The organism is Natronobiforma cellulositropha, assembly GCF_025629245.1.
Lineage (GTDB): Archaea > Halobacteriota > Halobacteria > Halobacteriales > Natrialbaceae > Natronobiforma > Natronobiforma cellulositropha.
This window is the reverse complement of the sequence record NZ_JANZXN010000017.1, coordinates 142,820-154,782: the sequence shown is the minus strand read 5'-3', so window position 1 is coordinate 154,782 and position 11,963 is coordinate 142,820. Positions and strand designations below refer to the sequence as shown.

Here is an 11,963-nt window from a genome sequence, read left to right as displayed (position 1 = left end):
AATGTCAGCAGCATCGAACCGAACGGACGAGGTCGTCGTCGGCGTCGACGGCGGCGGCACGACCACGAGCGCCCTCGTCGCGGATACGACCGGGGCGGTGCGCTCGAGCGCCGAGGGCGGCGGGTCGAACCCCCAGCACAACCCCGAAGCAGCCGCCCGCGACCGCGTCCAGGAAACCGTCACGCTCGCCCTCGAGCGCGCCGACCGCTCGCTCGCGGACGTGGCCGCGCTGACCGCAGGCTTCGCCGGGTTCAACGAGCCGTCGGACCGCGAGTGGGCCGCCTCGTTCGTCGCGCTCGAGGGACTCGAGTGTGAGCCGCTGTGTGTCAACGACGCGGTGGTCGCCCACGCGGGAGCGCTGCGTGGAGAGCCGGGAGTCGTCCCCATCTGCGGCACTGGCTCGATCGTCTTCGCCATCACCGCCGAGGGACGGGTGATCAGAAACTACGACCTCGGCCACTACGCCGACGCCGCCGCGCGCCACCTCGGGAAGCGGGCGCTCTACGAACTCGTCGCGGGCCGCGGGCAGGAGGGCGACTCCGACCTCGTCGACGCGCTGCTCGAGCGCTGGGAAGTCGACTCACGCGCGGACCTGCGGCGGGTGCTGCTCGAGACCGACGCCTTTTCGACCGAGACGGCGGGCAACCGACTCGACGCGGTCGCGCCGCTGCTCACCGAGGCGGCCGACTCGGGATCGACGCTGGCCCAGCGTGTCTGTGACGACGCACTGGCCGAGGTGTGCGTCGGTATCGAGTGTGTCGGCGGTTACCTCGAGTCGCCGGTCTCGGTCGCGCCGACCGGGAGCGTCCTCCGCAGTGCGTATCTCCACCGGCGACTCCGGGAGGAACTCGAGGGCGGGTCGGCCAGGGAGTTCCGGGTCGTCGAGCCCGCGATGAATCCGGTCGCGGGCGCGGCGTTCGTCAGCCTCCAGCGCCACCTCGGTGAGGGTCCCGCCTTCGACGCCGCCGTGGCCCGCCTCGAGTCGGCTCCCGAAGCCAGGCGCTAATCGGGCGCGTCGGCCGGGTCGACCACGTCGCCGGTCGCCGGGTAGACGCCGACCTGCTCGCAGTAGTCGCCCATCGGGCAGGCGTCGGGGTCCTCGAGACAGGCAGGTCGGCGCGCGGTGCAGTACTCACGGCCGAACTGGATCATCGCGGTGTGGCCGAAGCCGCACTTCTCCGGCGGCACGTCGCGCTCGAGCGCCTCGCGGACGCCCTCGTGGTCGGCCGCCTTCGGGGCGACGCCGAGGCGTCTGGCGATCCGGTGGACGTGTGTGTCGACGGGGAAGACGCCGTCGCGTCCGCCCGCGAAGAGCAGGACGCAGTCGGCGGTTTTCGGGCCGACGCCGCGGACCTCGAGCAGCGTCTCGCGGACGGTCGCCGGGGCTTCCTCGGCGACGAAGGCGTCGAACGCTGCCGCGGAGCCGAACGCCTCACACACCCACGCGGCGGCGTCGATCAACATCCGCGACTTCTGGTTGTAGAGACCGGCACTCGAGATGGTCTCGGCGAGCGTCTCGCGGTCGGCGGCGGCGAGCGCCTCGGCGAGGTCGGTCGCCCCCGTTCCGGGCCGGTCGCCCGCCTGGTCTCCGCCAGACAGGGACCCGTCGGGAGCGTAGCGCTCGAGGAGGGCGTCGTGGGCGGGCTGGCTCGCCACGTCGCTCGTGTTCTGGCTCAGGATCGTTCTGACGAGGCAGGTGAAGGCGTCCTGGCCGCCGTAGGACTTCTGCCAGTACAGCTCGCCGAGTCGGTCGACGACGGCTTCGGTGCGCGTCTCGGCGGTCGCCGGGTCGAAGGTGGCCGGGTGGCCACCACCGTCCGCACCGCCGCTGATGTTCTGGGCGGGTTCGGGGTCCTCGCGCATGGCTGGTTGTAGGCGGCGGTGGGTGAAAACGCCGGTGACTCGAGCGCGCCGTCGACGCGAGAACCCGAGGCTGGCCGGTCACTCCGCCGCGTCTTTCCACTCGCCGATGCCCGAGGGGTCGAGGTGGACGTGGGCGTCGCCGACGGCCTCGAGCGCCCGGAGGTCGTCGATGAGTTCGGTCTCGACGTCGTGGGCCTCCCGGAGGGTCATCTCACCGCCGACTTCGGCGTGGGCTTCGACCTCGAGGACGGTGCCGTCGTAGTAGACGACGAGGTCGTGGACGCCGACGACCTCGGGGTGAGCGAGGAGCGTCTCGTTGACGCGTTCGCGGTGTTCCTCGGGAGCGGCAGTTCCGACGAGGTAGGAGACGTTCTCGCGGCCGATTTCGACGCCCTGGTAGACGACGAGGAGACTGACGAGTGCGCCCGCAATGGGGTCGAAGATGGGGTAGCCGAGCATCAGGCCGACGACGCCGACGAGCGCCGCGAAGGAGGTGTAGAGGTCGTTCAGACAGTCTTTCGCGAGCGCGGTCAGCGCCGTCGAGTTCAGGTCGGCGTTGACGTGGTCGGTGTAGCGGTAGACGAGGTACATATCGGCCATCGCGAAGGCGAGCGCACCCAGTAAGATGTAGCTGAAGGTCGCGTCCGTGCCGTAGAGCAGGCCGTGGACCGACTCGTAGAGTAAGTTGAGTCCGAGGAGGACGATCACCGCGCCGACGAACAGCGCGGTCAGCGGCTCGATCCGGGCGTGACCGTGTGGGTGACTCGAGTCGGGGTCGTCGAAGCGGGTGTCCCCCCAGACGAGGACGACGACGCTCGCGACGAGGTCGGCGATGGAGTGGGCGGCGTCGGCCACGAGGGCGACACTCCCGAAGGCGACGCCTGCGGCCCCCTCGACGACGATTTTGACGGCGTTGCCGAGAATGTTGGCCCAGGAGGCGCGAGCGAACCTGCGCCGGTCCTCGCTGGTTGCCATAGGCGTATTAGATCGAATCTAAACTTCAGTGTTGTCGTTGTCCGACTCACATCGAGAGATTGGACGGGGCTAATCGAATCGGGCGGGTAAGCGAACGATCACTCGACGGCCAGGCGAACCGTCACCGCTTCGCCGTCGGCCAGCGCCGCGACGAGGTTGCGGTCGAACCCCGCCGCTGCGTGTGCCGCCCCGACGAGAACCGTCCGGTCGTCGACGTAGTCACTCGTCCGGCCGACGGCGCTTCGCTCGTTCGAGAACTCGAGTCGCGGGTCGCCGCGTCCGGTGACAGACACCACGTGGTCTGCGGTCTCGAGTGTGACCGTGATCGTCGCCGACTCGTCACGGCAGGCGTCGACGAACGCGGGGTCGAAGTCGGCGGGTGCGCGGTCGGCCTCGACGGCGAGGATACAGTCGCCGGCGGGCGTGAGGTAGTCGTCTGTCGTCACCTCGAACGTGCTCGCGTGTTCGGCGCGGACGTGTTCGTGGCCGCGGGCGTGGATGACTTCCTCGAGTCGGCTCATACGCCAACGCGGGCGGGGAACGGGAAAACGGAATCGAATCGGCCAGACAGTCTCCGGTGCGTTCGTCCCGCAGCCGACCACGTACTGCCGTGGGGGTCGGCTGCTGAAACGGCGTCACGACAGACGGTCTCAGACGAGACTCGCGCCGTCGAACTCGCCGCGACTGTACTCGATCTCCATCAGGTCGAGGATGGTCGGCGCGATGTCGAAGAGGTCCGCCTCGTCGATAGTTGCGTCGGGGTCGTCGATGTACAGCGAGGTGTCGTCGAAGCTGTGCATGCCGTTTCGCGGGCCGACGTCGAACACCTCGGCGTCGCCTTTGAAGCCGGCTTTGAAGTCGAAGCCCTTCGCGGGGATGGCGACGAGGTCGGGGGCGATGTCGTCGTGGTCGCCGCGGAAGGCCTTCTCCTTCTCGACGACGCGGTCGACGACCTTCCGGCCGTCGGGTCCCTCGAGTTCCTCGAGCATGCCTTTGAGGTCGTCGCGGACGGCTTCGTACTCGGCTTCGGTGACGCTCCCGCGGGGTTCTCTGCCCTCGACGTTGAGGTAGAACCGTCCGGGGATAAAGGAGTAGGCGAGCGTGTCGGTGGTGATGTCGCCGAGTTCGGATGGCTCGTCGGTGTCGAAGTCGAGCCAGCCCTCCTCGCGGAGCCAGGCGTTGAAGTGGACCTCGTAGTCGAGGCTGGTGAAGCCGTGGTCCGAGGCGACGATCAGGGTGACGTCGTCGGCGAGCGCCTCGCGCAGGCGGCCGATGTAGTCGTCGACCTTCCGGTAGAACTCGACGAACTCGTCGCGGTACTCGCCGTCGCGCTCGTAGTCTTTGAAGAGGAAGTGGTTGACCCGGTCGGTCGTCATGAAGACGCCGAAGAAGAGGTCCCAGTCGTCTTCCTCGATGTAGTGTTCGAACGCGGCGAAGCGGGCGTCGAGCGTCTCGTGAGCGTCCTGGATGAACGGTGCCTTGTTCTCGTCGTGGCCGAGTTTCGGGTTGACGTCAATGCGGTAGTCGAACGAGCCGAGCGTCTCGGCGACGTCGTCGGGATAGGCCGCCTTCTCGAGGTCGGGTGAGAGAAAGCCGGAGACCATCCGCTGGACGTTCCGCTGTGGCGGGAACGTCACCGGAACGTTGAGGACGGTCGCCTTGCGGTTCGCGCTCTGGACGCGGTCCCAGACGCGCGTCGCCTGGACCTCCCGGCCCATCGGGACGTAGGTGTCGTAGGTACCGACTTCGCGGTCCTGGAAGCCGTAGACGCCAGTCTCACCGGGGTTGACACCCGTCGTCAGCGAGGGCCAGCAGGCGCTCGACTCCGGCGGGACGATACTCGAGATCTCGCCGGCGCTCCCGTCGGCCGCGATCGCCGCGAAGTTCGGGAACTCCTCGGGATGGTCGGAGAGCAAACTGTACGGTACGCCGTCGACCCCGATGAACGCGACTCGAGGATCGTCGTCGCCCCGTAATCGATCGAATAGACCCATGCCTCCGGATAGTCCGACCGGATACAAGAAGGTTCGTTTCGAGACGCGAGTTCTGAGAGTTACGAAACCGCTGTCGGGAACAGACGAGCGCTTCGAGGGTGGGACCACCGCCGCACGGCCACTGCTCGTCCACTCGCTGGCTCACCGGATTGCTCGTCCGCTTGCCGGTCGCTCAGCCGCTCGTCCACTCGTGGCGACGGACGACCTGCGGCGTCGCTCGAGCGACGCACGTCAGTCACGCCGTCGACCCGGCGCGTCGGGGTCGAAGTTCGTCGGGACGACCGTGAGGTGTGCCAGACCAATGGCACACGGCTGCTCGACGGCGTCGTCGGCCGACTGGTGGGTGTGGTGTGCGGACATACGGGTAGCTAGACGGGCGACGGCACCGTAAAATTACCCATACGCATAACGCATCACTCGAACGGGCGTGATAACCCGTGAGAATTTCGCCCGGTGGTGACCGGGTGAGGCGTCGGTTCCCGCTCGAGGGCGGCTACCGACTCAGCCGAAGTGTTCGTCGTAGAGGTCCTGTGCGTGCTCGATCGCCTCGAGGGCGGCCGCACGGTCCTCCCAGCCCTCGGTTTCGACTTCCTTTCCGGCCTCTAAGTTCTTGTAGGTCGAGAAGAACTCGTCGATTTCGTCTCTCGTCTGCTGGGGGATGTCGTCGACGTCTTCGATGTGGTCGAAGCGCGGGTCTTCGATGGGCACCGCGATGACCTTGTCGTCCTGTTCGCCGTCGTCGTTCATCTTCATCATCGCGACCGGCCGTACCTCGATGACACAGCCGGGGAACGTCGAGTCCTCGACGAGGACGAGCACGTCGAAGGGGTCCTCGTCGTCGTAGTAACTGCGGGGGATGAAGCCGTAATCTGCGGGGTAGTGGACGTTCGAGTGGAGGACGCGATCGAGCATCACACCCGGAATGTCCTTGTCGTACTCGTACTTGTTGCGGTCGCCTTTCAGACACTCGACGACTGCATAGATCTCTTCTGGCGCGTTCGGACCCGTCTCGAGGTCTTCCCAGAGATTCGTCATGCAGGTTGCGACTCTGTGGCCGATGGAAAAGTACTTTCGTAATCGAGTGTCACGTTGTAGATGACGGCACCCGTGCGTCCGGCCGACACGATCCGTCACCAACCGGGCACCGGTCGCAACGCGGGACCGCCGACACCGGGCGAGACACGACAACCCAGAGAAGATCGGAGAATAGTTGGCAAGTCTTAAATAGTTTGGTGACATTTACACATCCATGTCAGAGGCACAATCGGTAACCGGGCAGAAAAGCATTGCACGCGACTTGACCGCGTTCCAGAACAACATCCTCGTCATCCTCGCGAAGGAGCCGATGTACGGTCTCGCGATCAAACGCGAACTCGAGGAGTACTACGGAACCGAGGTAAACCACGGACGGCTCTACCCGAACCTCGACGAACTCGTCGACCTCGGACTCGTCAAGAAGAGCGAACTCGACAAGCGAACGAACCAGTACTCGCTGACCGACGACGGCTACGACGCCGTCCTCGACCAGGTTAGCTGGACGTTCTCGAAGGTCGTCACCGACGACGACCGCGCAGACGAGATCCGCGACCTCGTCGACGACAGCTACTGAACGCGTAGACGTAGCACCGGCGGCACCCCGGAGCTACGACACGTCCGCATCGGACGCGGATTCACCGGCCGTCTCGAACACGAGTTCGATCGACTCCTCGATCGCCGCTCGCTGTGACGGAGACGGCCACGCATTCCGGACAAAATACTCCTCGAGGAACTCCGCTATCTCGCCTCGCGTCGCCGACGCCATCGGCTTCGCACAGTGGTTCCCCATGAAGTCGGCGAACGTCTCGGCGTTCTCGCCGTGGACCTCACCGTGGCGCTCACGGACGGCCGCCGCGAGCGCACGGTTCGACGCGTCGAGGTCCGCCCAGCTATCGGGGTCGCCAGGTCCCTCGAGTGGCACCTCGAACGCTCTCGAGAGGTCCTCGATCCGGTCGGTGCGGATCACCTCGCCGTCGTGCCACTCGGCGGGGTGGAGAACGAGGACATCGCCCGCGTCGTCGTCTCTGACCCGCGCGGTGAACGCGTGGTCCTCGAGGACGGCCGCTCGCCGCTCGCGGTAGGCGTCGGTCTCATCCTCGTCGACCGCCTCGAGCGCCAGCCGCGTCAGGCGCTCACACTCCTCGACGACGGCCGGCGGAAGTTCGCCCTCGTCCGTCTCGTCAGCCGAGCCGTCACGGTCGGTGGAATCGCTCGTCTCGGGCATGTCGCTGGTGGGTGGGTACGCCGCTCGTGGGTTTCCCGCTATCGGTTTTGCGGGACCTCGTACTGTCGGCCGTGACGGTATTTCGACGAGTCCACACGACGGTGCGCGACCCCACCGGTACCGACTGACGGCCGACGGTATCAGGCGTCGTCGAGCGCCTCGTTCGCCAGCGCGTCCGCACGAGCGTTGACCTCGCGCGGGATGTGCTCGAGCGTCCACGTCTCGAACCCGGAGAGCAACTCGAGGGCACTAACACGTTTCTCGCGTAGCGTCGGGTTGTTCGTGTCGTACTCGCCGCGGACCTGTTTGACGATTAGCTCCGAGTCACCCCTGACGTGGACCTCGTCGTAGCCGTAGTCGGTCGCAGCCTCGAGTGCGGTGATGAGCGCCGCGTACTCGGCCTGGTTGTTCGTCGCGCGCCCGATGGTCTCGCCCCCCTCGGCGACGATGCCCTCGCTCGAGACGATCACCCAGCCGATACCGGCGGGACCCGGATTGCCGCGCGCGCCACCGTCGAAGTAGACGTGAGCGCGCCCGCCACCCTCGCGCAGGAGCGCCTCGAGGTCCCGTGGCTGGGCGCCCTGGACGACGACTTTCCCGTCGTAGGCGATGGCCGTCGCGTCGCCGTGGCTCGCGCGCCAGCGTTCGTGGGGTGTATTGCCCGCTTCGACGTCGATATCCGCGTTCTCGAGTCGGTCTCTCGCTTCGTCGACGTCGCACTCGATGACCGGCATACGTTTTATCCGGGGTTCGAAACCCCGTAAAACCTTTGTGATTTCGATCCGAAAACGGGCGGCAGAGAGTGCTCTGTCGCCCACATTCGGCGGATGAGCGTCAGACGTAGAAAACCCTTCCCAAGGATTTATATACTTTGATGATACTACTATAAAAGTGCGATGACACGGTCCACCCGCCAGCGGGAGCGATTACGCGAGACGGACGAGGTCGAAACCGAAGATCAGGAAGGGGTACGTGCCTGCCCCGAATGTGAATCGGACAACCTCGTTAAGGACTCCGACCGGGGTGAGCTCATCTGTGAAGACTGTGGGCTCGTCGTGGAAGAAGAAAAAATTGACCCCGGTCCAGAGTGGCGGGCGTTCAATCACCAGGAACGACAGGAGAAATCACGCGTCGGGGCCCCGACCACGCAGACGATGCACGATAAGGGTCTCACGACGACGATCGACTGGAAGGACAAAGACGCCTACGGTCGGTCGATCTCCTCGAAGAAACGCAGCCAGATGCACCGGCTGCGCAAGTGGCAAGAACGCATCCGTACCAAAGACGCAGGCGAACGAAACCTTCAGTTCGCACTCAGTGAGATCGACCGGATGGCCTCCGCACTCGGCGTCCCACGATCGGTCCGCGAGGTCGCGTCGGTCATCTACCGGCGCGCGCTCAAGGAGGACCTCATCCGCGGACGCTCGATCGAGGGCGTCGCCACCTCGGCGCTGTACGCCGCCTGCCGGAAGGAAGGCATCCCGCGCAGCTTAGAGGAGATCTCCGAGGTATCCCGCGTCGAGCGCAAAGAGATTGGGCGAACCTACCGCTACATCTCCCAGGAACTGTCCCTAGAGATGAAGCCGGTCGACCCGAAGAAGTACGTCCCACGCTTCTGTTCTGAACTCGAACTCTCCGAGGAGGTCCAGACGAAGGCCAACGAGATCATCGAGAAGACGGCCGAGAAAGGACTGCTCTCCGGAAAATCCCCCACCGGCTACGCCGCCGCGGCGATCTACGCGGCGTCGTTGCTGTGTAACGAGAAGAAGACCCAGCGCGAAGTCGCAGACGTCGCCCAGGTGACCGAAGTGACGATCCGCAACCGGTATCAAGAACAGATCGAAGCGATGGGCATCCACGGCTAACTCCGTCTCAGAACCCCCACTTTTATCGAGAACGCGCGTCGAGCGACGCGCTCGTCGCCCGCGGCGGTACGAAAGTGCGAGGAGAAATCCCTGCCCTCATTCGTCTCTGGCTAACGACGGACGGCCTGGTGTTGTACCGTCTTGGTCCAGGAACAGAGCTAAGTAATTCGATAGAAAAGTAATACTCGTGTCGAGTAATACTCCATCGGACGGTGGGGAGCGTATCGTCTCAGTCACAAAAAAGGGGCAGGCGACGATCCCAAAGCACCTCCGAGAAAAACACGGCATCCCTGCACCAGGCCGGGTCAAATTCGTCGAAAACGACGATGGGGAGATCGTCGTCCGTCCAGTCGGATCGATGCGAGAGTTCCGCGGTCTCGAGCGCGAGAGCGAGGATGAGCGTCCCGCGACAGCGATTCTCCGTGAAGAACGTGAACGCGACAAACAGCGAGCCGACGAACTACTCGAGCGATTTTCCGGCAACACAGAAGAAGAATGACGGACACGATCGTGTTCGATGCAGAACCACTCGTTGCCTATCTGGACGACGAACCCGGGAGTGACGTCGTCGAAGCGTGGATCGACCGGGTGGCATCCGGAGAGATTGATGGGTACGTTAGCCCGGTCACGAAAACAGAGGTGCTGTATGTCGGTTCTCGAGTTGGGTTTCGTCCCGACGATGTCAGGGCGAGTCTCGGCCGGCTCGAGGAACTGGGGGTTGCAGTGTACGACGCCCGGGAATGCTGGGAGAGTGCCGCTGCGCTCAAAGAGGCGTATGCGATGGCACTTGGAGATGCATACGCGCTCGCGACGGCTGCTGCGGTCGGTGGAACACTACTCGTTGGAGCAGACGATGATTTCGACGGGCTAGAAGACGATGTAGAACGGTTCCGGGACGAACCTGCGTGAGCTACCCCGTACTGCTCGCCTGACCGCTCGCGCGCTCTCGCGTGGGGACCGAGGAAACGCGCAACCTGACTATTCCCTTCGAGAATCCTCGCCGTGAGGGCGGGGTGGCTGTCACTCGGTAACGGTAATCGTGATCTCGTCGGTCAGCGCGTAGGCGTAGTGGCCGCCGTCGGCGACCTGCAGACACAGGTCGTAGGTTCCCGGCTCGAGGTCGAGTTCGCCCTCGAGCGAGCCGTCACCGAAGTGGTTGTAGCCGTCTTCGAATGGGATGTACTCGCCAGGTTCGAGACAGTCGACGTCGACGAGGACGTGGAAGTGGCCGTGGCCGTCGTTCTGCCCCTCCGCAGCGGGTTCGATCACTACGCCGTCGGTCTCCATCTCGAGGCTGACCGGACTCGTCACCTCGTCGCCGTCGGCGGGCGAGACGAACGACACCGAGCCGTCGGGGTTCTCGTAGTCGATGTCGTCGGAGGGACCCGCCTCGTCGCCCGTGTCGTCGTCGTCCGAGCCACCGCCTGTACAGCCAGCCAGCGCCGCTGCGAGTGCAATCGTCGTCGTGGTACTCGTGAGAAATCGTCGTCGCGTCGTGTGTGTAGACATGATTCGTGTAGGTTGTGTTATTCAGGGCAATTTCCAGTCGCTATCCGACGAGTTCGCGTTTCGGGAGGTGAAATAAAAATACATCCATTTCGCTCGGAGCGCGGGACCGGACGCCGCGAGACGAACGTTCTTACCCTCGAGTCCCCTACGTCGGGTAATGCGCCTCGACGAGTACATCGAGGGGCTCGAACCCGACGAGGAAGCCGAGCGCCGCCGGCTCGCGAAGGAGAAGTCCTACGCGATCACCGACCACCTCGAGGGGTTCGAGCGCCGGTTCGAACGCGCACTGAGCGGCGACACCCTCGTCGGGTCGACCGCACCATCGATCTTCGTCGGCCGGTCGAACTACCCGGACATTCCCGTCGGCTTGCTCTCACCCGTCGGCGACGAGACGGCCGCCGACGAGTACGTCACGAGCGGGACCTGGTACCAGGAGCACTACGCCATCGAGGACGTCCTCCAGCGCCGAACCGGCCTGCTCAACTCGAGTAAACGCACCAACGTCGACGCGCCGAGCATCGCCAGCCGCCTCGCGCCGTCGGTCGACGACGTCTGGGACGGCTTCGTCGGCGTCGGCCGCGAGGTCGCCATCGCCGACCGGCCGGTCGACGTCGAGATCGGTCTCGCGGGAAAACCCGACCTCGGACTCGACCCCGGCACCGACGTGGCGACCCCACGCGGGCCGCGAGCGGCCGCCCGCCGGGCCGACCTCACCGAGAATCCACACGTCCCGCGGCCGGTACAGAAGACGCTCGCCGACGACGACTGGCAGGCCCAGGGCGCGATGACCTACCTCTACCGGCGCGGGTTCGACGTCTACGAGATCAACGCCATCCTCTCGGCGGGCGCACTCGGCGAGTCGAGCCAGCGACGCCTCGTCCCGACGCGCTGGTCGATCACCGCCGTCGACGACACCGTCGGGCAGTACCTGCGCGGGCGGATCCGCAACGCACCGAGCATCGACGAGGTCCGCGTCTTCGAGAACGAGTACGTCGGCAACCGCTACTGGATCGTCCTCGCGCCGGGCACCTGGGAGTACGAACTCGTCGAGATGAAAGCCCCCGGCAGCATCTGGAACCCCGACCCGAGCGGCGAGGTCTGGATGGCGAGTGCGAGCGAGGGCTACGAGGGACGCTCGAGTTACGTCGAAGAGACCGCCGGGGCCTACTACGCCGCCCGGCTGGGGGTCTTAGAGTACCTCGAGTCGATCGGCCGCCAGGCGAAGTGTCTCGTCCTCCGGGAGGTCTCGGACGACTACTGGGCACCCGTCGGCGTCTGGCAGATCCGCGAGAGCGTCCGCAACGCCTTCGACGGCGACTACGGAGAGGCCGAGACCTTCCACGGGGCGGTCGCCGCCGTCTCGAGCCAGCTCCCGGTCTCTCACGCCTGCCTGCGACGGAAGTCCGAACTCGCCGCGGGCGTCCAGTCGAACCTCTCTGCGTTCGGGCTCGAGTAGCCGGCGGCCGGCGAAACCGCTTCGAGAGAAGACTCCGGCCG

15 protein-coding genes are annotated in these 11,963 nt (G+C 65.5%); 6 read left to right on the top strand and 9 right to left on the bottom strand.

Going from position 1 to position 11,963, the window contains the following annotated elements; all coding sequences use genetic code 11:
* Position 1 precedes the first annotated feature (1 nt).
* Positions 2-1,006 (top strand): BadF/BadG/BcrA/BcrD ATPase family protein, encoded by a 1,005-nt coding sequence (locus N0B15_RS09240; RefSeq protein ID WP_263019407.1) that lies wholly within the window; start codon positions 2-4, stop codon positions 1,004-1,006.
* On the opposite strand, the gene N0B15_RS09235 is transcribed toward N0B15_RS09240, so the two are convergent.
* The 6 genes from N0B15_RS09235 to N0B15_RS09210 form a co-directional block, all read right to left on the bottom strand.
* Positions 1,003-1,863, bottom strand: a complete 861-nt coding sequence (locus tag N0B15_RS09235; RefSeq protein ID WP_263019406.1) for an endonuclease III domain-containing protein — start codon at positions 1,861-1,863, stop codon at positions 1,003-1,005. The two genes, N0B15_RS09240 and N0B15_RS09235, sit on opposite strands and share 4 nt — an antisense overlap.
* A gap of 78 nt (positions 1,864-1,941) precedes the next feature.
* Complete coding sequence (locus N0B15_RS09230) at positions 1,942-2,838, bottom strand: cation diffusion facilitator family transporter (RefSeq protein WP_263019405.1); 897 nt, start codon at positions 2,836-2,838, stop codon at positions 1,942-1,944.
* A gap of 98 nt (positions 2,839-2,936) precedes the next feature.
* Positions 2,937-3,359: a DUF371 domain-containing protein gene (locus N0B15_RS09225; RefSeq protein WP_263019404.1), complete on the bottom strand. Its 423-nt coding sequence runs from the start codon at positions 3,357-3,359 to the stop codon at positions 2,937-2,939.
* Positions 3,360-3,488: 129 nt separating this feature from the next.
* Positions 3,489-4,832: an alkaline phosphatase family protein gene (locus N0B15_RS09220; RefSeq protein WP_263019403.1), complete on the bottom strand. Its 1,344-nt coding sequence runs from the start codon at positions 4,830-4,832 to the stop codon at positions 3,489-3,491.
* 231 nt (positions 4,833-5,063) lie between these two features.
* A complete protein-coding gene (locus N0B15_RS09215) occupies positions 5,064-5,192 on the bottom strand; it encodes an adrenomedullin/calcitonin family protein (protein ID WP_263019402.1) in 129 nt (42 codons plus the stop codon).
* Between the two features lie 141 nt (positions 5,193-5,333).
* On the bottom strand, positions 5,334-5,867 hold the full coding sequence (locus tag N0B15_RS09210) for an inorganic diphosphatase (RefSeq protein ID WP_263019398.1): 534 nt from the start codon (positions 5,865-5,867) through the stop codon (positions 5,334-5,336).
* A gap of 214 nt (positions 5,868-6,081) precedes the next feature.
* On the opposite strand from N0B15_RS09210, the gene N0B15_RS09205 reads away from it, so the two are divergent.
* Positions 6,082-6,441: a PadR family transcriptional regulator gene (locus tag N0B15_RS09205; protein ID WP_263019397.1), complete on the top strand. Its 360-nt coding sequence runs from the start codon at positions 6,082-6,084 to the stop codon at positions 6,439-6,441.
* A 33-nt stretch (positions 6,442-6,474) separates the two neighbouring features.
* Here the strand turns inward: N0B15_RS09205 and N0B15_RS09200 are convergent, their stop codons facing one another.
* Both N0B15_RS09200 and rnhA read right to left on the bottom strand, forming a co-directional pair.
* Positions 6,475-7,092: a DUF7108 family protein gene (locus N0B15_RS09200; RefSeq protein ID WP_263019396.1), complete on the bottom strand. Its 618-nt coding sequence runs from the start codon at positions 7,090-7,092 to the stop codon at positions 6,475-6,477.
* Between the two features lie 140 nt (positions 7,093-7,232).
* Positions 7,233-7,826 carry a ribonuclease HI gene (rnhA, locus tag N0B15_RS09195; protein ID WP_263019395.1) on the bottom strand — a complete coding sequence of 198 codons (594 nt, stop codon included), beginning with the start codon at positions 7,824-7,826 and terminating at the stop codon, positions 7,233-7,235.
* A 162-nt stretch (positions 7,827-7,988) separates the two neighbouring features.
* Between rnhA and N0B15_RS09190 the strand changes: the two genes are divergently transcribed.
* From N0B15_RS09190 to N0B15_RS09175, 3 genes are all read left to right on the top strand, one after another.
* On the top strand, positions 7,989-8,957 hold the full coding sequence (locus N0B15_RS09190) for a transcription initiation factor IIB (RefSeq protein ID WP_263019394.1): 969 nt from the start codon (positions 7,989-7,991) through the stop codon (positions 8,955-8,957).
* Positions 8,958-9,144: 187 nt separating this feature from the next.
* Positions 9,145-9,456 carry an AbrB/MazE/SpoVT family DNA-binding domain-containing protein gene (locus N0B15_RS18325; RefSeq protein ID WP_425494220.1) on the top strand — a complete coding sequence of 104 codons (312 nt, stop codon included), beginning with the start codon at positions 9,145-9,147 and terminating at the stop codon, positions 9,454-9,456.
* Positions 9,453-9,866: a type II toxin-antitoxin system VapC family toxin gene (locus N0B15_RS09175; protein WP_263019393.1), complete on the top strand. Its 414-nt coding sequence runs from the start codon at positions 9,453-9,455 to the stop codon at positions 9,864-9,866. Before N0B15_RS18325 ends, N0B15_RS09175 begins: the two co-directional genes overlap by 4 nt.
* Positions 9,867-9,977: 111 nt before the next feature.
* Here N0B15_RS09175 and N0B15_RS09170 read toward each other — a convergent pair whose 3' ends face one another.
* The gene (locus N0B15_RS09170) at positions 9,978-10,466 is read right to left on the bottom strand and encodes a DUF4399 domain-containing protein (protein ID WP_263019392.1); all 489 of its coding nucleotides are present in this window, start codon (positions 10,464-10,466) and stop codon (positions 9,978-9,980) included.
* A 157-nt stretch (positions 10,467-10,623) separates the two neighbouring features.
* Here N0B15_RS09170 and nreA point away from each other — a divergent pair, with 157 nt between their 5' ends.
* A complete protein-coding gene (gene nreA, locus N0B15_RS09165; protein WP_263019391.1) occupies positions 10,624-11,922 on the top strand; it encodes a DNA repair protein NreA in 1,299 nt (432 codons plus the stop codon).
* Positions 11,923-11,963 lie beyond the last annotated feature (41 nt).